We start from the raw sequence: 18,827 nt of genomic DNA, 5'->3' as shown, positions 1-18,827 counted from the left end.
GGCGGAACCGCCCAGTGCGGGTGGGCGGGACCGCCACGACAGCAGCTCACCGGGACCCCCGTACAGCCCGTCGGGGGACCGCGTGGCAGAGGCACATGATCCACTTGGCACCGTTGTGCACGCCCACACTCTTCCTGGGCATGACGGCCCGTCACGGACTTTGCATATCGCAAAGGTTCGTACCGGCCGCTCATGACCGGCTCAGTGCGACAGCAGCCCGTGCGCGGCGAGGGCGAGCGACAACTCGACGACGTCGCGGGGGCGGTGCAGCCTACGCCCGGTCAGCTGCTCGTAGCGCCGCAGCCGGTTGAGCACCGTGTTGCGGTGGCAGAACAGCGCCCGCCCCGCCTCGCGCGCCGAACCATCGGCGTCCAGCCAGGCCGTCAGGGTCGTCAGCAGCACGTCCCGGTCGGCGGGTTCGAGCACCAGGACGGGGCCGAGCATGCGGTCGGCGAGCGCGGTGGCCAGGTCCGGGGAGGACACCACCAGGGCCTCCGGGTAGTGCTCCTCCAGCAGCGCCGCCCCGCCGGTGGCGAGGCATGCGCGCAGCGCCGTATCGGCGAGCAGCCGGGCCACGTGCACGGAGGCCAGACCGGTGACGGCGGGGCTGACCCCGGCCCGGGCGCCGGGCGGGACGGTGAGGCCCCTGGCCACCTCCTGGGGGTGGGCGTCGTCCCCGAGGAGGACGATCGCGCGGGCGGTGGACTCCCCCGTGTGCCACACCGTACGGCCACCGCCGCGAATCTCCGGCGGGCGCGGTGCGCCGGGGCCGGGGCCCGGGTGGTCGAGCGCGACGACCGCGTAACGCCCCTGCTCGGGCAGGCCCAGCACCTCCTGCGCCTCCGGGAAGTCGCTCACCCGGGCGGTGCCGTCCAGCAGCGCCTCGACAATGATCCGGAACCGGTTCTCGCGGTGCCAGGCGAGCTGCCGCCCGACCTCGTGGTACGCCTCGGCGACGAGCGTGCAGTGCTCGTCGACGAAGTTGAAGACGTCGGACGCCACGTGCACCAGCCCCCGGGCGCCCACCGGATCCTCGCACGAGGCCGTCTCGACCAGCTCCTCCCAGACGACGGTGCACCCGATGCGGAAGCCGTGCAGCAGCGCGTCCAGCGGCAGGCCCTGGGCCGCACGGTCGGCGCCGATCCGCCAGGAGACGGAACGGGCCGTCTCCCGTGTCTCCTTGGGATACAGCAGGGACCGGACGTTGTTGGACAGCGAGTCGTTGACGTCCCGCCACAGCTCGTGCGGATCGATGGCCGCGGCGCGGTAGACGGGTTCTCGCTCCCGCATGAGGGCGACCACCTCATCGGTCAGCCGGGGCAGTTCGTCGATGAGGACGCGGGCGGCCCGGTGCAGCAGCGCGATGGCCTCGGGGTCGGCCCGCGAGCGTACGGGCGGGCGGGCGGCGGGCATCCGGGGCAGCCGGGCCCTGTCGGCAGACAGTCGGCCGGCGGCGGGACCGACGGGACCGACGGCGGGACCGACGGCGCGGGAGCCGGTGACTGGGTGCATGACGTTCCTCCACCTCTGACGTGCGATGTGCCGCTCAACGCGGCATCATGAGGCCCGATCCGCTCCGGGGCCAGACCTCCCCCGCTATTGCATCATCGGCATACCGGCTGGTCGGAGTGTTCGCACAATTCCCTTCCGCATCGTCACCGTCAGGCCGCCGGAGCCGGTCCACGGGGCGCCGGGAGCACGGCGGTACGGTGGGGCCGCGCCGACCGTGGCGGCCGGCGCGGCCCATGACTGAAGAGAAAGGTGCGGCAATGGCTTCCGCGCAGGGCACCTCCCTGGACATCCCCACCCCCGACGGGGTTGCCGACGCCTACGTGGCCCATCCCGGCGACGGGAATCCGCATCCCGGCGTCCTGCTGTATCCCGATGCCTTCGGGCTGCGCGGCACGGTCGAGGAGGCGGCGAAGCGCCTCGCGGGGCACGGCTACACCGTGCTGGTGCCCAACGTCCTCTACCGCGCGGGGCGGGCTCCCGTGGTGGAGCTGCCGGAGTTCATCGACCCCTCGCAGCGGTCGGACATCTTCGAGCAGCTCGGCCCGCTGATGAAGGCGCATACGCCCGAGGTGGCGATGCGGGACGCCGGTGCGTACCTCGACTGGCTGGCCGCCTCTCCCCTGGTCGCCGACGGTCCCGTGGGCAGCGTCGGGTACTGCATGGGTGGTGTACTGGCGGTGCGCACCGCGGCGGCCCACCCCGGGCGGGTCGCGGCCGCGGCCAGCTTCCACGGCGGCCATCTGGTCACGGACGCCCCGGACAGCCCGCACAGGCTCGTCGACCGGGTGTCGGCGGAGCTGTACTTCGGCCACGCCGACCAGGACCCGTCGATTCCGGCGGACCAGATCGCCGAGCTGGAGCAGGCGCTGGACGCGGCCGGGGTGCGCTACCGCAGCGAGGTGTACGAGGGCGCCCACCACGGGTTCACCCAGGTCGACACCGCCATGTACGACGCCGCAGCGGAGGACCGGCACTGGACGGAGCTGCTGGCGCTCTTCGAGCGCACGCTGCGGAAGTAACAGACCCCCGGCGGCCGTTGAACACACCGCCCCTCCCTCTCGTACTCCCCGGCATGACCGCGCATCGCATCGCCGCCTCGGCCGCCTTCGCCGGAACCGCCTCGCTGCTGCTCACCCTGGCGGGCGCGGGGCCCGCCCTGGCCCATGGGGCGCCGGTGAATCCGGTCAGCCGGACGGTGGCCTGCTCCCCGGAGGGCGGGCGGGAGGCGCGGTCGGCGGCCTGCACGGCGGCGAAAACGGCCGGGGGCGCGGCGTTCGGGGAGTGGGACAACCTGCGCATCGCCGATGTGAACGGCCGGGACCGGCAGCGGATCCCGGACGGACAGCTGTGCAGCGCGGGCATCGACGGATACCGGGGGCTGGATGTGCCGCGTGCGGACTGGCCGTCGACGCGGCTCGCCCCCGGGGCCGCTCTCACGCTCGACTACAACTCGACGATTCCGCACACGGGGACCTTCGAGCTGTACCTCACCAAGCGGGGCTACGATCCGACGCGGCCGCTGAAGTGGTCCGATCTCGACGCCGAGCCGTTCGCGAAGGTCAAGGACCCGAAGCTGACCGACGGCGCGTACCACATCAAGGCGAAGCTGCCGACGGACCGCAGCGGCCGTCAGCTCCTCTACACGATCTGGCGCAACTCCAGTACGCCGGACACGTATTACTCCTGCTCGGACGTCGTGCTCTCCGCCGGGGCGAAGAACAGCGGCGCGCCGGCACCCGCCGACGACAGCGCCGGCCGGGCCGCCGACCGCGCCGACGACACAGCCGGCCGCGCCGATACGACGAGCGACGGCAGTACCGCGATGCCACTGGTCGCGGGCGGTTCGGCCGCCGCGGTACTGACGGCCGCCGGGGTGTTCATGACACGGCGTCGCCGCCGCTGACCGAACAGCGGCGGCGACCCGTCGGGTGGTGCGTCGGACGACGCGGTGAGCAGGGCTGTTTCCGATTACCAGCCCTTGGTCACCCGGTGCTCCTTGAGGGACGCGCAGTTCGACCCGTAGGTGAAGGTCGACTGGTTGTCGATGCCCCCGGCCCAGTCGACGCACTTCCCGCGCCCGTAGTCGTAGATCGGGCCCGCGTAGGACTTGTACAGGCCCTCGTCCAGCTGCGGCTCGGCCGCGCCGTTCACGTAGAGGTACGCGAACATGTTCTTCGCCGCCCCCGCCGTGTTCCGGACGGTGACGACACAGTTCTTGCCCTTGGCGGAGTTGTACGTCAGGAAGACGGTGCCCTGGGTGCCGACCGGCGCCGAGTTCACCACCTTGTACCCGCTGCCGCAGGCCCCGTTGTACGCGGCCCTGGCCGCCGCCGAGGCGGACGGGACCAGGACCACGCTGCCCGCGACGGCGGACGCCAGGACCGCGGACGCGGCAACATAGCGCGAAATCTTCATATTTCCCCCTTGTAACCCTAGGGCGCTGTTTGCGTCGTCTAGGTGACATGTAGGGGCCCAGGATGGTTGCACGGGAATCTACGGGGATCAATGGAGATCAACGGGAATCGCGCGTCAGGCCGGGGTGCTGGCGCGGATGACGAGACGGGTGGGCAGCTCCGGCGGCGCCGCTCCGGGCCTGGGTCGCTGGTCGGTGCGGTGCTCGAGGTGATGGTCGGTGTGATCGAGGAGCAGCCGGGCCGCCGATTCGCCCTTCTCCACGGTGGGCTGATGGACCGTGGTGAGCGGTACGACGGCGGTGGCGGCCGCGGGAATGTCGTCGTAGCCGATGACGGCCAGGTCACCGGGCACGGCGAGGCCGTGGTCCCGGGCGGCCGCGCACGCACCGAGCGCGAGGGTGTCGGAGACGGCGAGCAGCGCGGTGGGGCGCGGGCCCGGCGCGGTGAGCAGGGTGTGAACGGCCGTGCGGATCGCCGCGAGGTCGTTCCTGCCGCATTCGATGACGGTGAGGTCCGTGAACGGCAGCCCCGCTTCGGCCCAGGCGTCGCGATAACCCAGCAGCCGGCGGCGCAGGATCGCGCTGGTGGTGGCGAGCGCCTGGGGCCAGGTGGCCGGGCCGAGCCGGGGCTGTACGGCGAGCTTGTCGACCAGGATCACGGCCCGCCGGTGGCCGAGGCCGATCAGATGGCGGGCGGCGCGGCGGGCGCCGCCGAAGTCGTCGACGGTGACGAATCCCGCCCAGCCGTCGCCGAAGCGGTCCCGTCCGGTGTCATGGCCGGGCGAGTCCACGGCCAGCACCGGCAGTTCGCGCTTGACCAGGATGTCAAGACCGGGGTGGTCCTCCTCCACGCTGTAGAGGAGGGCCGCGTCGATCACCGCCTTCTCCAGCGCCGCGAGCGGCGCGTCGGCCACCTGCTGGACGGGGGCGGTGGCGTGCCGGGCGAGCGGTCCGACGGCGGGCGGCAGGGCGAGCAGGGTCATGGTGGTGCGGCGCCGCTGGAACTCACGGGCCACGCCCTCCAGGAAGGCGGTGGCGGCCGGATCGGCGAAGGCCGTCTCCAGCGGAAGGGGCAGCACCACCCCGACGGTGCCGGTACGTCCGCGCCGGAGCGAGGCGGCGGCCGGGTCGGGGCCCGCGTAACCGACCTCCTCGGCGGCCTGGAGCACGCGTTCGCGCATGGTGGCGGAGAAACGGCCGGTGTCGTTGAGGACGTTGGAGACGCTCATCACCGAGACCCCCGCCGTGCGGGCCACATCCTTCAGCGTCGCCATCCGCTCTCCCCGGTTTGCTCCGGCTTCTCGTGATCGCTTGCCGCTCACCCCCATCCTATGACACTGTGCTTTATCGATACATCAACGGTGATGTGCCGCACGAGAGGGCCTGTCCGTGAGCAGTCAGAGGCACCGCATGCTCGCCGGGGAACCGTACGCCACCCCCGCCGCGCCGCGCCCGGCCGCGATCCCCGGCCGCCCGGCCCCGGACCACAAGCCACTGGACCACAAGCCCCTCGGCCGCCGGGCCCTCGGCCATAAGCCGCTCGACCGCCCGGCCTTCCACGACAAGGCCCCCGCCCCGCGCGGCATCTGACGATACGGCCCAGGGGCCTCGACGGCGCCGTCCGCACCGCACCTCACCGGCGTATCCGCGACCCGCGACAGTCCGCCGCACGGCGCCGGACCGCCCCTGCCCGGCCGACTCATCAAGCCAGCAATCGCATCAGCAAGCCAAGCACGAACCAGCAATGGGATGGACGCATGACAGCCCCGGATGAGCGCCGGTCGACCTCGATACCGGCGAGTGGCGAGGCAACGGGCCTCACCACGGCCACCACGGCGCCCCGCCCCTCCACGCACCGCACGGAGGGCTCACCGCACGCCTGGTGGCGCGACGCGGTGATCTACCAGATCTACCTCCGCAGCTTCCTCGACAGCACCGGCGACGGCATCGGCGACCTCGCCGGGGCCCGGCTGGGGCTGCCGTACCTCAAGAAGCTGGGCGTGGACGGGATCTGGCTCAGCCCGTTCTACCCGTCGCCGCAGCACGACCACGGGTACGACGTGGCCGACTACCTCGGTGTCGACCCGATCTTCGGCGATCTGGACGAGTTCGACCGGCTGGTGCACGACGCCCACCGGCTCGGGCTGAAGGTCCTCATGGACATCGTCCCCAACCACTGCTCCAGCGACCACGCGTGGTTCCGGGCCGCCCTCGCCGAGGGGCCCGGCGGACCGGCCCGGGAGCGCTTCCACTTCGCCGACGGCCGCGGCGCGGAGGGCGAACTGCCGCCCAACAACTGGCACGCCATGTTCGGCGGCCCGGCCTGGAGCCGGGTCACCGAACCCGACGGCACCCCCGGCCAGTGGTACCTCCACCTCTTCACCCCCGAACAGCCCGACCTCAACTGGCGCGAGCCGTCGGTCGGCGAGCACTTCCACGAGGTGCTGAGGTTCTGGCTCGACCGGGGTGTCGACGGGTTCCGTATCGATGTGGCGGCGGGCCTGTTCAAACACCCCGACCTGCCCGACTCCGACGACCCCACCCTCGACGAACGCACGCGCGACTCCCGCAACCCGCTCGCCTGGAACCAGCCGGAGATCCACGAGGAGTGGCGCCGCTGGCGCGCGATCTGCGACGAGTACGCGGCCCGCGACGGCAACGACCGGCTGCTGGTGGGCGAGGTCTCCGTACCGACGCCGCTGGAGCAGGCCAAGTACGTGCGTTCCGACGAACTCCACCAGGCCTTCTTCTTCCACCTGCTCACCGCCCCCTGGAACCCGGGCGTCTTCCGCAAGGTGATCAGCGAGGCGATGCGTGACATCGCCGACACCGGCTCCACCGTCACCTGGGTCCTCAACAACCACGACCAGGTCCGCACCGTGACCCGGTACGCGGGCGAGCCGGCGACCGGCGAGGTGTCGTGCCTCGGCCCCGCCCGGGCCCGTGCCGCCGCCCTGCTGATGCTCGCGCTGCCCGGCGCCGCGTACGTCTACCAGGGCGAGGAGCTGGGCCTGCCGGAGGTGGTCGACCTGCCGGACGAGGTGCTGACCGACCCCATCTTCCGCCGCACCGGCAGCCGTCAGCACATCCGCGACGGCTGCCGGGTGCCGCTGCCGTGGTCGGGGCACGCCTCGCCGTTCGGCTTCACCACCGGCGAGGCGGTGGCCCAGCCGTGGCTGCCGCAGCCCGAGTGGTTCGCCGAACACGCCACCGACCGGGCCCTCGCCGACACCGACTCGTTCTGGCATCTGTACCGCGAGGGGCTGTATCTGCGGCGCAGCCTTCCGCAGATGGGCGAGGGCCCGCTGGTCTGGATGGAGTCCCCGCCCGAGGTGCTGGCGTTCCTGCGCGGCGACGGGCTGGTGTGCGCGATCAACTTCAGCGACCATCCGGTCCCGGCTCCGGTCACCGGGGCGCCCATTCTGGCCAGCACCTCCTGCCCGCCCGGGACGCTGCCGGGCAGCGCCGCGGCCTGGTGGATCACCGACCTGACCGGCTGACACCGACAGGTCTCCCCCTGCCCCCTGGGCTCCCGGGCCGGGGGTCCAGGGGCGTCCGTCAGGCCCAGGGGCGCCCGTCAGGCGAGGGCGGCCGCCATCCGCCGTACCGCCTCGGCGAGCACCTCCGGCGACGTCGCGAGGTTGAGCCGGACATGACCCGCCCCGCCCGTGCCGAAGGGCAGCCCGGAGTTGAGGGCCACCCGGCCGCGGTCGAGGAAGACGGCGGCGGGGTCGTCCCCCAGGCCCAGTGCGCGGCAATCGAGCCAGGCGAGGAAGCTCGCCGGGCCCGGCCGGTAGCGGATGCCGGGCAACTCCCGGGCCAGCAGCCCGGCGAGCAGCCTGCGGTTGTCGTCGAGCCCTCCGAGCAGGGCGTCCAGCCAGTCCACCCCCTCGCGCAGCGCGGCGGTGTGGGCGATGACGCCGATGTGGCTGGGGCCGTGGCCGACCTCTTCGGGGAGGCGCGCCAGGTCCCCGGCGGCCGCGGGGCCCGCGATGAGCAGCGCGGCCTTGAGCCCGGCCAGGTTCCACCCCTTGGAGGCCGACATCAGCGACAGCCCGCTCTCCCCGCCGGGCACGCTCAGATACGGGGTGAAGGCGGTCCCCGGGGCCACCAGGGGCGCGTGGATCTCGTCCACCACGACCCGTACGCCATGGCGGTCGGCGAGCGCGGCGACGGCGGCCAACTCCTCGGCGGTGTGCACCGTACCGGTCGGATTGTGCGGGCTGCACAGCAGATAGGTGGCCCGTCGGCCGCCCTCGACGGCGCGCCGGAAGGCGTCCTCCAGCGCGGCGAGGTCGAGCCGCAGGTCCGCGCCGAGCGGCGCCTCCACGACCCGGCGGTCCATGTGCTCCACGAAGAGGTAGAAGGGCGGATAGACCGGACAGTTGACCACCACCGCGTCTCCCGGACCGCTGATCAGCTTGAGCGCCTCGACGACGCCCAGCATCACGTCGGGCACGATCGCCGTGCGCTCCACGGCGAGCCCGTCCCACCCCCAGCGCTCCCGGGCGAAGCCCGCCAGTGCCTCGGCGTACGCCGTACCGGCCGGATAGCCGGTGTCGCCGAGGGTCATCGCGTCCGTGACCGCACGCACCACCGGCTCGGCGAGCGGGACGTCCATCTCGGCCACCCACAGCGGCAGCACGTCGTCCGGGTAGGTGCGCCACTTCATACTGGTCCGGAGCCGCAGTTGGCCGAGGGAGAGCCGGTTCAGCGGGTTGGGGTCGTCGGCGGTCGGGCCGTGCGGAATGAGATCCATGTCATCCATATCTCCCATGTTCCCAGCGCTGCCCATGTTGCCCATGTGGCCCGAGCTGTGACGACGGGCCAATTCCGTCCTCGCGGTCATGGCCGGGCGGTCATCAGGAGGTTGACGGGATGCGGCAAGATGGCAGGTCACGTCGAGGCCTCGTGAACGCGCCGCGACGAAATCGGCACATCTTCCGCACGAACACAGGTGACCAGGTGAGCAGCAGACACGACTCCGGGCCGACGACGACGCGGCCCGCCGCTCCGAGGGCGGCGGCCGGCACTGCGGGAGGTGAGCGGTGAACCGGGCACTCACGCTGCACGACGTCATCGTCGTCGCCGCCGCCCTGGTGGCCGCCGCGGCGGCCGGTCTGCTGCTGCGGATGGCGCTGCGCTGGCTGGGCGAGCGGGCGCGCAGGACGCGCTGGAGCGGGGACGACATCATCGTCGCCACCCTGCGCACCCTGGCTCCGTGGGCGGCGATGGCGGTGGGCGTGTCGTCCGCGGCCGCTGCGCTGCCGCTGACCCGGACGATCGGTCACACCGTCAACCAGGTGGTGATCGCGGCGCTGATCCTGGCCACCACGGTCACGGCGGCGCGGGTGGTGGCCGGTCTGGTGCAGACGCTGGCGCTGTCCCGGTCCGGAGTGGCGGGCACGGCCACCATCTTCGTCAACATCACCCGTATCGCGGTGCTGATGATGGGCGTCCTGATCCTGCTGCAGACGCTGGGCATCTCGATCGCGCCGCTGCTCACCGCGCTGGGCGTGGGCGGTCTGGCGGTCGCGCTGGCCCTGCAGGACACGCTGGCCAACCTGTTCGCCGGCGTGCACATCCTGGCGTCCAAGACGGTGCAGCCCGGTCACTACATCCGGCTCAGCAGCTTGGAGGAGGGGTACGTCGTGGACATCAACTGGCGTAACACCACGATACGCCAGCTGTCCGACAACCTCGTGATCATCCCCAACGCCAAGCTGGCCAACACGATCACCACCAACTACCACCAGCCGGGACAGGAGATGTCGGTGATGGTGCAGGTGCGGGTCGCCTACCGGAGTGATCTCGAACATGTCGAGCGGGTGACGACCGAGGTGGGCGCGAAGGTGATGGCCGATGTGTCGGGCGGCGTGGTCGATTTCGAGCCGACTATCCGCTTTCACACCTTCGGCGAGTCCGGCATCGACTTCTCGGTCTTCCTGGGGGCGCTGGAGTTCAGCGACCAATACCTGATCAAGCACGAGTTCATGAAGCGGCTGCACCGGCGCTACCAGGCCGAGGGCATCGAGATCCCGCTGCCGATGCGTACCGTCGTCCTCCATCAGCCGGGACAGTCGGGGCAGCCGGAGCAGCCGGGCCAGGTGCCGCTGCCCGCCCAGCGCACGGGCGAGGCGGACCTGACCCCGGGCCCGGGGATGACCACGGGCCCGGGGAGCACCGGCTAGCCGCAGTGCTCGGCCTTCTCCTGGTCCGTCATGGGACGGGTGTGCTGGGTCTTGGTGCTGGGCGCGTCCGGCTTGGGGCCGGTCGCGTCGAACGGCACGTACCAGATGTAGTGACCGTAGAACTTGTCCTCGAAGTGCAGCTCGTACGTACCTGACACGCGCTGCGTCTGGGGCGCGCGGGTGACCCAGCCCACCTCACCGGGGCGGACGTCCACATTGGTGGTGTCGGTCTCGGTGTGTGAGCTCTCCCAGGTGTGTCCGTACGACATCTCGACGCTCACCTTGAAGACCTCGGAGAAGCCGTACTCGGCGCTGAGCGAGACGCCGAGGCTGTTGGTCTCCCCGGTCGTGTCGGCCCAGGCGATGCTGGAACGCTGGAGGTCCTGGGTGCAGTTGTAGGCGCTGTCGCCGACCTGGTGGGACTCGCCGATGGTGTCGGTGGGCGCGCCGTCGGGGTGGAAGACGCAGGAGTCCGTGCCGTTGTCGCACTTGTCGAGCAGTTCGCGGTTGGTGGGGGTTTCCTCGGCCTGCGCGGGGGTGGCGAGCGCCATGCCGCCCACGGTGGCCAACGCCGCCAGCAGGACGGCGGCACGGGTCCTGGATGTTCGGATTCGGCTCATAGTGCGTGCTTCCTGTGGGGGGATTCCACGGTCCCTCGGGACCGTGGCGGATGAGCGGATCAGCTGAAGCCGATCGACTGGGTGCGGTCGTTCATCATCTGGCCGACGTCGTCGGTGTTCTCGTCGAACGGCCCGTCGCGGTCGCCGCCGAGATTCGGCTCCGGGTAGAGCCAGATCGCGCAGTTGCCCCAGGGCTGCACGGAGGAGATGCGGTTCTTCCAGTCGTCGCCGAGGTCGAACTGCCAGTTGACCCAGCCGTCCTTCTCGCACAGCTCGGGTCCGCTGATGGTGAGCGAGGCGCCGGTGAAGCCCTTTTCGTCGAAGAACGTCCCCTGGATGACGTCCGCCTTCGCCCCGACGTCGGCCTCCGCCGCCTCCGTCCGGAAGGACTTCGACGCGGCGGCCGCGCCCGGGGTGGCGGGCGCGTCGGTGATCCGGCCACCGGTCGCGGCCTCGACCGCCTCGGTGAACGTGCCGAAGCAACTCTGCTGTCCCGAGCGCGCGTCGGCCACGCAGTGGCGCGCGGCGGACGACGGCGCGGGGGCGGCGGCCGAGGCGGACTGCGCCCAGGGGACGCAGACCAGTCCGGTGGCCACGGCGACGGCGGCGCCGGCGAGTCGACGTGGTGTAGTCCGTAAGGACATTACGGACACCTCCTTGAGGTGATGGGCCCGATACAGCCCGTGCTTCGGCCGCCTGCTCGGTTTGGTACGGACCAAAACCGGCGGAGCCCCTAGTTCCGTTGTGAGAGGGTGAGTCGGCGCATGGGGCCGTCTGCCATGCTGGCGCGGTGCCGTACCACCTCGCGACGCCCGAGCCCGTCACCCCCGACGCCCCAGCGGGAATACGGAAACCCCTGCTCACCCAGGCGTGGCTGGACCTCGCCTTCCTCCACTGGGCCATGGACCCGGCCGAGGTGGCGGGGCTGCTCCCGGCCGGGACGGTGCCGGACACGTTCGACGGGGCGACCTATGCCGGCCTGGTGGCGTTCCGGATGCATCGGGTGGGCTGGCTGCGGCTGCCCGGGGTCCCGTACTTCGGCACGTTTCCCGAGACCAACGTGCGGCTCTACACGGTGGACGAGCACGGGCGGCGCGGGGTGGCGTTCCGCTCGCTGGACGCCTCCCGGCTGGTGCCGGTGGTCATGGGGCGGGCTGCCTTCCGGCTGCCCTACGTGTGGTCGAAGATGGCCGTCCGCGCCGAGGGCGACACCCTCACGTACACCAGCTCACGGCGGTGGCCGGGGCCGCGCGGCGCGCGCTGCCGGATCACCCTGCGGCCCGGGGAACGCGTCGAGGAGCCGACCGAGCTGGAGCACTTCATGACCGCCCGGTGGGGTATGCACAACGCCTTCTTCGGCGGGGTGGCGTACCTGCCGAACCATCACCCCCGGTGGCCGCTCCACCGGGCGCGGCTCGTCTCCTGCGAACAGAACCTCATCACGGCGGCCGGACTGCCCGCCCCGGCCGGGGATCCGGTCAGCGTGCTGTACTCGCCGGGCGTTCCGGTCCGCCTCGGCCGCCCGGCCCGCCCGGCCGGGATCCCGACGCCCTGAGTCCGCGGCTCACGTCTTCGGTCGCAGCGAGCTGGCGCGCACGACGAGGGTGGGCGAGAGCGTGATGCGGCGCGGGCGCCGCTCCTCGGGGGCCCGGAGCGATTCCAGCAGCAGCCGCGCCGAGCGCTCCCCCAGCGGATGGGCGGGCTGGGCGACCACCGAGATGGGCGGCGTCATGTACGGCGCCCAGGGGGCGTCGTCGAAGGAGACGAAGCCGACGTCGGAGCCGACCCGCAGACCCCGTTCGGCGAGCGCGGCCAGCGCGCCGAGCGCCATCGGGGCGTTGGCCACGAAGAACGCGTCGGGCGGTTCGGCCCGGGCCAGCAGCTCCCGGGCGGCGTGCATCGCACCGTCCTGCCGGAAGTCGGCGTGCGCGACGATCTCCGGCATGCCCTGGTGCTCCCGGATGGCCGCGCGGTAGCCGCGCAGCCGGGCCCGGGCGGTGTCGGCGGACGCCGGCCCCGTGACACAGGCCGGGCGCGACCAGCCCTGCTCGATGAGATGGCTGGTGGCGGCCCGTGCGCCCGCGAAGGAGCGCACCACGATGGAGTCCGTCTTCTCGCGCAGCTGGCGGTCGATCACCACGACCGGGATCCGGCTCCGGCGCAGCCGTGAGATGTCGGTGTCGCGGCCCTGCGGGGAGAGCACCACCCCGGCCACCCGGGCCTGCTCGGCCACGGCGAGGTGGCGGCGCTCCTTCTCGGGGTCCTCGTCGGTGTTGCAGAGCAGGACCGTATAGCCCTCCGCCTCGGCGGCGTCGGTGACACCGCGCGCGACCGCGGTGAAGAACGGGTTGCCGATGTCGGGGATGAGCAGCGCGATGACCTTGGTGGTGCGGGTGCGCAGGCTCCGGGCGATCCCGTTCGGCCGGTAGCCCACCGCGTCGGCGGCCCGCATCACCCGCTCGACGATCTCCGGCGCGATGGACGGATTGCCGTTGAGGGCCCGGGATACGGAGGCCGGGGAGACCCCCGCCGCCTCGGCAACGGTTTTGATCGTCGGCGTTGGTGTCACCTCACACACGGTAGCCACCTATCGCCACGGCATCATCACCGGAGCCGGATCCAGGCCCGGCACTCTCTCGACCCTTACCCCGACCCTTGCCCGAGAAATCGATTTCTGAGAGCCTGCGGGCACCGCGACGGTCCGTCGCGGTGCCCATCGATGACGCAGGGAATGTGGTGGCACCATGCCGTACACCGTGCCGGTCAGTACGCCGAGGCCGACCGTGGAGCCCGCCACGGCCTGGCTGGTGGCCAGCGGCGATCTGCGGCCCTCCGCGAACGCGGCGGGGTGGCCGGTGCAGGAGGCGATGGAAGCCGCGCTGGGCGATGCCTTCGGCAAGCTCGGCTGGACGGTGCGCCGGGCGCACGAGGTGGATCCGGTCAAGGGCCATGGCTTCATCGACAGCCAGCGCATGGGGCTGACCGTCTTCGGCTCGATCCCCTCCGACGCGCCCCTGGTGGTCGCCGAGGCGGTGTGGCAGTACAGCCACCATCTGCTGGCCGGGCTGCGCACCCACCGGGGGCCCATCCTGACCGTGGCCAACTTCGACGGCACGTGGCCGGGACTGGTGGGGCTGCTCGGGGTGAACGCGGGCCTGGCCAAGATGGGCAAGGAGTACTCCACGCTGTGGAGCGTGGACTTCACCGACGACTGGTTCCTGGAGGGCCTGCGGAGCTGGGTGGACACCGGCGCCGTGCCCCAGGACGCCTCGCACGTACGGCCGTTGCCGCCGCTTCCCGCCACGCCGGAACGCGAGCTGGGGCATGCGGTCGCCGACCAGCTGATGGCGGACAAGGCCATCATCGGCGTCTTCGACGAGGGCTGCATGGGCATGTACAACGCCATCATCGACGACGAACTCCTCAATCCCCTCGGCATCTACAAGGAGCGCCTGTCGCAGAGCGCGCTGTTCGCCGAGATGTCCACGGTGCCGGAGGCGGAGACCACCGCGGTGCGCGAATGGCTCACCGAGCGGGGCATGCGCTTCGAGACCGGTACGGACCAGGCCACCGAACTGACCGACGAACAGCTGCGCCAGCAGTTCGCGATGTACATCGCCGCGCTCCGGATCAGCGACGACTTCGGGCTGGACGCGGTCGGCATCCAGTACCAGCAGGGCCTGAAAGACCTGGTGGCCGCGTCCGACCTCGCCGAGGGGCTGCTGAACAATGCCGAACGTCCCCCCGTGCGCAGCCGCGACGGCTCCCGGGTGCTGTGGGAGGACCGGCCCCTCCCCCACTTCAACGAGGTGGACGAGGGCGTGGCGGTGGACGCGCTGCTCAGCAACCGCATCTGGACGGCGATGGGCCTCGACCCGGCCACCACCCTCCACGACGTCCGCTGGGGCGAGAGCTACGACGGCCGGTTCGTCTGGGTCTTCGAGATCTCCGGCTCCATTCCGGCCTCCCACCTCGCCCGGGGCTATGCCGAGGCCGTCTCGCTGCGGCAGAACCCGGTGTACTTCCCGGCCGGTGGCGGCACCCTGTCCGGGGTGTCCCGGCCCGGCGAGATCGTCTGGTCCCGGCTCTACATCGCCGACGGCGCGCTGCAGCTGGACATCGGCCGCGGCCGGGCGGTGGAACTGCCCGAGGAGGAGACGCGGCGGCGCCGGCAGGCCACCAACCCGGAGTGGCCGATCATGCACGCGGTCCTCGACGGGGTGAGCCGCGACCAGTTCATGGCCCGGCACAAGGCCAACCACATCCAGGTGGTGTACGCGCCCGACGCCGCCACGGCCGACCGCGCGCTGGCCGCCAAGGCGGCGGCCTTCGAACGGCTGGGCGTGACCGTGCACCTGTGCGGCGACGCGACGATCGAGGCCGGGCGATGACGTCGCGGAGCGCCGCCCGGCGCGCCGTGGTGGGCGTGGACATCGGGACCTCCAGCTCCAAGGGCGTGCTGGTGTCACCCGAGGGCACGGTCCTCGCCCAGTCCGTCGTACGGCATTCCGTCGACCGGCCGCACCCGGGCTGGGTGGAGATGGATCCGGAGGTGTGGTGGCGGGAGTTCACCACCCTGGTGAGGGATCTGCTCGCGTCCGCCGAGGTGACCGTGGAGGCTGTCGGCGTCAGCGGGATGGGGCCGTGTGTGGCGGTCACGGACGACGCCGGTGAGCCGCTGCGCCCGGCCCTGCTGTACGGGATCGACACCCGCGCCACCGAGGAGATCCGCGAGCTGGAGGGCGAGCTGGGCCGCGAGGAGATCCTGCGCCGCTGCGGTTCGGTGCTCTCCACGCAGGCCGTCGGCCCCAAGCTCGCCTGGCTCGCGCGGCACGAGCCCGGTGTCTTCGCCCACGCCCGGCGGCTGTTCATGCCCAGCTCGTGGCTGGTGCACCGGCTCACCGGGGAGTACGTGCTGGACCACCACTCGGCCAGCCAGTGCACCCCGCTCTACGACACCGGCGCCCTCGACTGGTACCGCGCCTGGTCGGACGGGCTGGCCGGGCGGATCGAACTGCCCCGGCTCGCCTGGTCCGGGGACACGGCGGGCCGGGTGTCGCCGCGGGCGGCGGAGGCGACGGGTCTGGCGGCGGGCACCCCGGTGACGGTCGGCACCATCGACGCCTGGGCGGAGGCGATCAGTGGCGACGCGCACAACGCCGGTGATCTGATGCTGATGTACGGCTCGACCATGTTCCTGATCAACACGGTCGAGGAGCGCGTCACCTTCCCCGCCCTGTGGGGCACCGTCGGGGCGCTCCCGGGCACGCGCAATCTGGCCGGTGGCATGGCGTCCTCGGGCGCCATCACCGACTGGCTGCGCTCGCTGTTCGGGGATCCGTCCGTTCCCGAGCTGCTGGCCGAGGCGGAGACGTCGGGCCCGGGCGCGCGCGGGCTGCTGATGCTGCCGTACTTCGACGGGGAACGCACCCCCGTCGCCGACCCCGCGGCCCGCGGTGTCCTCGCGGGCCTCACCCTCGCGCACACCCGCGGCGATCTCTACCGCGCCGCGCTGGAGGCCACCGGTTTTGGTGTCCGCCACAACGTGGAGGCGATCCGGGCCGCAGGTGGCCACATCGACCGGGTGGTGGGCGTGGGCGGTGGCGCCCAGGGGCATCTGTGGACGCAGATCGTCTCCGACATCACCGGGCTGACCCAGGACATCCCCACGCACACCATCGGCGCGAGCCTCGGTTCGGCGTTCCTCGCCGCGTCGGCCGTCGGGGACGCCGACATCGCGCGGTGGAATCCGCCCGCCGTCCAGGTGCGTCCCGACCCGGCCACCACGGCACGCTACGACGAGCTGTACGCCCGCTACCGCGAGCTGTACCCGGCGACCGCGGACATCGTCCACGGCCTCGCCGCGGGCTGACTCACCCCTGGGACCGCCCCACCCTGGCCCGCGCCCGCCGCCCGCGCCAGGCCCGCGCCCGCAGCGCCCGGCCCTCCGGGGTGACGGCGAAGTGTGCGCGCTCGTAAGCCCTCATCCCGGTCTCGAACTCCCGCCAGGTGGCGGGAACTTCGGGTATGCCCATGCGGTCGGCGAGGCCGAGGTGGAGGGTGTGCGAGGCGGTCCGTTCGGCGTCGGTGGGGGCGCGCCACGCGTGGGCGGCGCACCAGCGCATCGGCGCGAGGTCGAAGCAGGCGAGGACGTAGCGGAAGGCGTCGTCGCCGATGGCGAACGGGGCGTGCAGCCGGTCCAGCGCCGCGATCGTCTCGGCCCCCTGCTCGCTGTCCAGCCCGTACTCGAAGAGCGCGACCCGGGCGATCTCGGGGACCGCGAACGTACGGCAGAAGCCCAGGTTTAACCCCATCTTGAGGTCCTGGGCGACGGTGTCGTACGCCATCCGCCGGTAGGTCTCCTCGGCCTCGCGTAATCCGCTCACCGGGGCGGCTCCCCGGTCACGCGGCTTTCAGGGGCCGGGTCGGGGGCGTTCTCCTCGGCCCAGATGCCGCGGACGTGGCCGAGGTGGCGGCGCATCAGGTCCTCCGCGCCGTCCGCGTCGCCCGCCTCGATGAGGTCGAGGAGTTCGGCGTGTTCGTGGGAGGAGTCGAACAGGGCGCTGCCCTCGGTCAGCGTGCGCAGTCCGTAGAGCCGGGAGCTGGTCCGCAGCGAGCGCACGGTCTCCACCAGCCTGCTGTTCCCGGCCTGTTCCAGCAGGGTGAGGTGGAATTCCATGTCGATGGTGACATGGGCGATGAAGTCGCGGCGGTGCGCGGCGTCCTCGATGCCCGCCGCCAGCGGCCGCAGCCGCGCGATGATCTCGGGGGCGACGCCCGCCTCGGTGATCTGGCGGATCACCGGGATCTCGATGAGCGCGCGCAGGTGGGTGATGTCGTCCAGTTCGGCCGCGGAGAGGTGGGTGACCCGGAAGCCCTTGTTGCGGGCGATCTCGACCAGCCCCTCCTTGCTGAGGTCGAGCATGGCCTCGCGTACCGGTGTGGCGGACACCCCGAAGTGTTCGGCGAGGCTCGGGGCGGAGTACACGACGCCGGGCTTCAGTTCGCCGGAGATCACCGCGCCGCGGAGGGTTTCGGCGATCTCCTCGCGGAGGCTGCTGCGGCCGCGGAGCGAGGGCAGGCGCGTGGTGGCCCCGTCGTCCACGGTCATGCGGTCGGTCTCCTTCATCGGTCGCTCTCACCGGACTCGATGGCCTCGTGGACCGTTCCGGCGATCACGAGATCTTCCCACGCCATCCCCACGCACTTGAACAGCCGGGGGCGCCTCTCGGCCACGGCCGGGCCGCCCGGGGTGCCGCGTACCAGATCGGCGAGGGGCAGCAGCCGGGCGGGGTCGAGCAGGCCGCGGTCGATGACCTGGATGAGGTCGCCCGCCTCCCGGGTGGCGGCGGCGCGGGATTCGACCACCACGGTGGCGTGGCGGACGGTGTGGTCGTCGACCTCCCTGGCGCCGGGTTCATGGGATCCCATGGCCATCACGGTGGCGTGCGGGGGCAGCAGGGTCCCGTCGAACAGCGGGGTGCGGGCCGTGGTGCAGCAGGCGATCAGATCGGCGTCCGCGACCGCGTCCGGCTCCCCCGCCACGATGCGGACCCCGGCGGTTTCCGGGAAGCCGTCGACCAGTTGGCGTGCCCGCTTCGGGGTGCGGCCGACGACGGTGACCTCGGTGAGGGGGCGGATCGCGCGCAGCGCGGCCAGATGGCTGTGGGCCGCCGGGCCGCCGCCGAAGAGCACCAGCCGGGACGCCTCCGGCGGGGCGAGCAGGTCGGCGGCCGCGGCGGACACCGCGGCGGTGCGGAGGTTGGTGAGCGCGATCCCGTCCAGCAGGGCGAGCGGGGTGAGGGTTTCGGCGTCCAGCAGCAGGTACTGCCCCTGGACGCGGGGAAGTCCGCGCGCCGGGTTGTCGGGTGCGACAGTGGCGATCTTGACGCCCGCGTAGGCGCGGCCCCGGGGGGTGCGGCCCTCGGCGGGCATCAGCAGCAGCTCGCCGTGGTCCACCGGCACCACGCCGCGGGGCGGGCCGGCCTCGGGGTCGAGCCCGTCCCGTAGCGCCTGCTGGAGGGCCCGGATCGCGGTGTGCGGGGGCAGGGCGGCGGCGACCGTGGCCGCGTCGATGGTCTTCATGGTCGG

General features: G+C 72.2%; 18 protein-coding genes. 8 read left to right on the top strand and 10 right to left on the bottom strand.

Going from position 1 to position 18,827, the window contains the following annotated elements; all coding sequences use genetic code 11:
- Nucleotides 1-201: 201 nt before the first annotated feature.
- A complete protein-coding gene (locus tag ACH4SI_RS03320; protein ID WP_398291953.1) occupies nucleotides 202-1,512 on the bottom strand; it encodes a PucR family transcriptional regulator in 1,311 nt (436 codons plus the stop codon).
- A gap of 257 nt (nucleotides 1,513-1,769) precedes the next feature.
- Here ACH4SI_RS03320 and ACH4SI_RS03315 point away from each other — a divergent pair, with 257 nt between their 5' ends.
- Both ACH4SI_RS03315 and ACH4SI_RS03310 read left to right on the top strand, forming a co-directional pair.
- Nucleotides 1,770-2,531 (top strand): dienelactone hydrolase family protein, encoded by a 762-nt coding sequence (locus ACH4SI_RS03315; protein WP_398291951.1) that lies wholly within the window; start codon nucleotides 1,770-1,772, stop codon nucleotides 2,529-2,531.
- A gap of 53 nt (nucleotides 2,532-2,584) precedes the next feature.
- On the top strand, nucleotides 2,585-3,415 hold the full coding sequence (locus tag ACH4SI_RS03310) for a lytic polysaccharide monooxygenase (RefSeq protein WP_398291949.1): 831 nt from the start codon (nucleotides 2,585-2,587) through the stop codon (nucleotides 3,413-3,415).
- A 65-nt stretch (nucleotides 3,416-3,480) separates the two neighbouring features.
- Here ACH4SI_RS03310 and ACH4SI_RS03305 read toward each other — a convergent pair whose 3' ends face one another.
- Together ACH4SI_RS03305 and ACH4SI_RS03300 are read right to left on the bottom strand one after the other, a co-directional pair.
- The gene (locus ACH4SI_RS03305) at nucleotides 3,481-3,927 is read right to left on the bottom strand and encodes a spore-associated protein A (protein WP_398291947.1); all 447 of its coding nucleotides are present in this window, start codon (nucleotides 3,925-3,927) and stop codon (nucleotides 3,481-3,483) included.
- A gap of 114 nt (nucleotides 3,928-4,041) precedes the next feature.
- A complete protein-coding gene (locus ACH4SI_RS03300; RefSeq protein ID WP_398291945.1) occupies nucleotides 4,042-5,199 on the bottom strand; it encodes a LacI family DNA-binding transcriptional regulator in 1,158 nt (385 codons plus the stop codon).
- 115 nt (nucleotides 5,200-5,314) lie between these two features.
- Between ACH4SI_RS03300 and ACH4SI_RS03295 the strand changes: the two genes are divergently transcribed.
- A complete protein-coding gene (locus ACH4SI_RS03295; protein WP_398291943.1) occupies nucleotides 5,315-5,515 on the top strand; it encodes a hypothetical protein in 201 nt (66 codons plus the stop codon).
- Nucleotides 5,516-5,682: 167 nt separating this feature from the next.
- Entirely contained in the window at nucleotides 5,683-7,425 is a 1,743-nt protein-coding gene (locus ACH4SI_RS03290; protein ID WP_398291941.1) for a glycoside hydrolase family 13 protein, read from the top strand.
- 77 nt (nucleotides 7,426-7,502) lie between these two features.
- Here ACH4SI_RS03290 and ACH4SI_RS03285 read toward each other — a convergent pair whose 3' ends face one another.
- Nucleotides 7,503-8,684: a MalY/PatB family protein gene (locus tag ACH4SI_RS03285; RefSeq protein WP_398292355.1), complete on the bottom strand. Its 1,182-nt coding sequence runs from the start codon at nucleotides 8,682-8,684 to the stop codon at nucleotides 7,503-7,505.
- Between the two features lie 289 nt (nucleotides 8,685-8,973).
- Here ACH4SI_RS03285 and ACH4SI_RS03280 point away from each other — a divergent pair, with 289 nt between their 5' ends.
- Nucleotides 8,974-10,116 carry a mechanosensitive ion channel family protein gene (locus ACH4SI_RS03280; protein WP_398291939.1) on the top strand — a complete coding sequence of 381 codons (1,143 nt, stop codon included), beginning with the start codon at nucleotides 8,974-8,976 and terminating at the stop codon, nucleotides 10,114-10,116.
- On the opposite strand, the gene ACH4SI_RS03275 is transcribed toward ACH4SI_RS03280, so the two are convergent.
- Nucleotides 10,113-10,736, bottom strand: coding sequence for a hypothetical protein (locus ACH4SI_RS03275; protein ID WP_398291937.1), 624 nt, complete (start codon nucleotides 10,734-10,736; stop codon nucleotides 10,113-10,115). The two genes, ACH4SI_RS03280 and ACH4SI_RS03275, sit on opposite strands and share 4 nt — an antisense overlap.
- 59 nt (nucleotides 10,737-10,795) lie before the next feature.
- Nucleotides 10,796-11,380, bottom strand: coding sequence for a hypothetical protein (locus tag ACH4SI_RS03270; protein ID WP_398291935.1), 585 nt, complete (start codon nucleotides 11,378-11,380; stop codon nucleotides 10,796-10,798).
- A gap of 146 nt (nucleotides 11,381-11,526) precedes the next feature.
- Here ACH4SI_RS03270 and ACH4SI_RS03265 point away from each other — a divergent pair, with 146 nt between their 5' ends.
- Entirely contained in the window at nucleotides 11,527-12,291 is a 765-nt protein-coding gene (locus tag ACH4SI_RS03265; RefSeq protein WP_398291933.1) for a YqjF family protein, read from the top strand.
- A gap of 9 nt (nucleotides 12,292-12,300) precedes the next feature.
- Here ACH4SI_RS03265 and ACH4SI_RS03260 read toward each other — a convergent pair whose 3' ends face one another.
- Complete coding sequence (locus ACH4SI_RS03260) at nucleotides 12,301-13,305, bottom strand: LacI family DNA-binding transcriptional regulator (RefSeq protein WP_398291931.1); 1,005 nt, start codon at nucleotides 13,303-13,305, stop codon at nucleotides 12,301-12,303.
- A gap of 175 nt (nucleotides 13,306-13,480) precedes the next feature.
- Here ACH4SI_RS03260 and ACH4SI_RS03255 point away from each other — a divergent pair, with 175 nt between their 5' ends.
- Both ACH4SI_RS03255 and ACH4SI_RS03250 read left to right on the top strand, forming a co-directional pair.
- Nucleotides 13,481-15,127: a fucose isomerase gene (locus ACH4SI_RS03255; RefSeq protein ID WP_398291929.1), complete on the top strand. Its 1,647-nt coding sequence runs from the start codon at nucleotides 13,481-13,483 to the stop codon at nucleotides 15,125-15,127.
- On the top strand, nucleotides 15,124-16,608 hold the full coding sequence (locus ACH4SI_RS03250; RefSeq protein ID WP_398291927.1) for an FGGY-family carbohydrate kinase: 1,485 nt from the start codon (nucleotides 15,124-15,126) through the stop codon (nucleotides 16,606-16,608). The genes ACH4SI_RS03255 and ACH4SI_RS03250 overlap by 4 nt, the downstream gene beginning before the upstream one ends.
- A gap of 1 nt (nucleotide 16,609) precedes the next feature.
- On the opposite strand, the gene ACH4SI_RS03245 is transcribed toward ACH4SI_RS03250, so the two are convergent.
- From ACH4SI_RS03245 to ACH4SI_RS03235, 3 genes are read right to left on the bottom strand one after another with little or no spacing between them, the layout of a single operon-like run.
- Entirely contained in the window at nucleotides 16,610-17,122 is a 513-nt protein-coding gene (locus ACH4SI_RS03245; RefSeq protein WP_398291924.1) for an oxygenase MpaB family protein, read from the bottom strand.
- A complete protein-coding gene (locus ACH4SI_RS03240; RefSeq protein ID WP_398291922.1) occupies nucleotides 17,119-17,847 on the bottom strand; it encodes a GntR family transcriptional regulator in 729 nt (242 codons plus the stop codon). The genes ACH4SI_RS03245 and ACH4SI_RS03240 overlap by 4 nt, the downstream gene beginning before the upstream one ends.
- Before the next feature lie 14 nt (nucleotides 17,848-17,861).
- On the bottom strand, nucleotides 17,862-18,821 hold the full coding sequence (locus ACH4SI_RS03235; protein WP_398291920.1) for an ornithine cyclodeaminase family protein: 960 nt from the start codon (nucleotides 18,819-18,821) through the stop codon (nucleotides 17,862-17,864).
- Nucleotides 18,822-18,827 lie beyond the last annotated feature (6 nt).

The organism is Streptomyces sp. NPDC021212 (genome assembly GCF_044332925.1).
Classification (GTDB): Bacteria; Actinomycetota; Actinomycetes; order Streptomycetales; family Streptomycetaceae; genus Streptomyces.
The sequence above is the reverse complement of the archived record's forward strand: the minus strand, read 5'-3'. Positions and strand labels throughout refer to the sequence as shown.

Bases quoted from the DNA above. Each gene is read 5' to 3' on its own strand.
- ACH4SI_RS03320 (WP_398291953.1), bottom strand. From the start codon at position 1,512: ATGCACCCAGTCACCGGCTCCCGCGCCGTCGGTCCCGCCGTCGGTCCC.
- ACH4SI_RS03315 (WP_398291951.1), top strand. From the start codon at position 1,770: ATGGCTTCCGCGCAGGGCACCTCCCTGGACATCCCCACCCCCGACGGG.
- ACH4SI_RS03310 (WP_398291949.1), top strand. From the start codon at position 2,585: ATGACCGCGCATCGCATCGCCGCCTCGGCCGCCTTCGCCGGAACCGCC.
- ACH4SI_RS03305 (WP_398291947.1), bottom strand. From the start codon at position 3,927: ATGAAGATTTCGCGCTATGTTGCCGCGTCCGCGGTCCTGGCGTCCGCC.
- ACH4SI_RS03300 (WP_398291945.1), bottom strand. From the start codon at position 5,199: ATGGCGACGCTGAAGGATGTGGCCCGCACGGCGGGGGTCTCGGTGATG.
- ACH4SI_RS03290 (WP_398291941.1), top strand. From the start codon at position 5,683: ATGACAGCCCCGGATGAGCGCCGGTCGACCTCGATACCGGCGAGTGGC.
- ACH4SI_RS03285 (WP_398292355.1), bottom strand. From the start codon at position 8,684: ATGGATCTCATTCCGCACGGCCCGACCGCCGACGACCCCAACCCGCTG.
- ACH4SI_RS03275 (WP_398291937.1), bottom strand. From the start codon at position 10,736: ATGAGCCGAATCCGAACATCCAGGACCCGTGCCGCCGTCCTGCTGGCG.
- ACH4SI_RS03270 (WP_398291935.1), bottom strand. From the start codon at position 11,380: ATGTCCTTACGGACTACACCACGTCGACTCGCCGGCGCCGCCGTCGCC.
- ACH4SI_RS03255 (WP_398291929.1), top strand. From the start codon at position 13,481: ATGCCGTACACCGTGCCGGTCAGTACGCCGAGGCCGACCGTGGAGCCC.
- ACH4SI_RS03250 (WP_398291927.1), top strand. From the start codon at position 15,124: ATGACGTCGCGGAGCGCCGCCCGGCGCGCCGTGGTGGGCGTGGACATC.
- ACH4SI_RS03240 (WP_398291922.1), bottom strand. From the start codon at position 17,847: ATGACCGTGGACGACGGGGCCACCACGCGCCTGCCCTCGCTCCGCGGC.
- ACH4SI_RS03235 (WP_398291920.1), bottom strand. From the start codon at position 18,821: ATGAAGACCATCGACGCGGCCACGGTCGCCGCCGCCCTGCCCCCGCAC.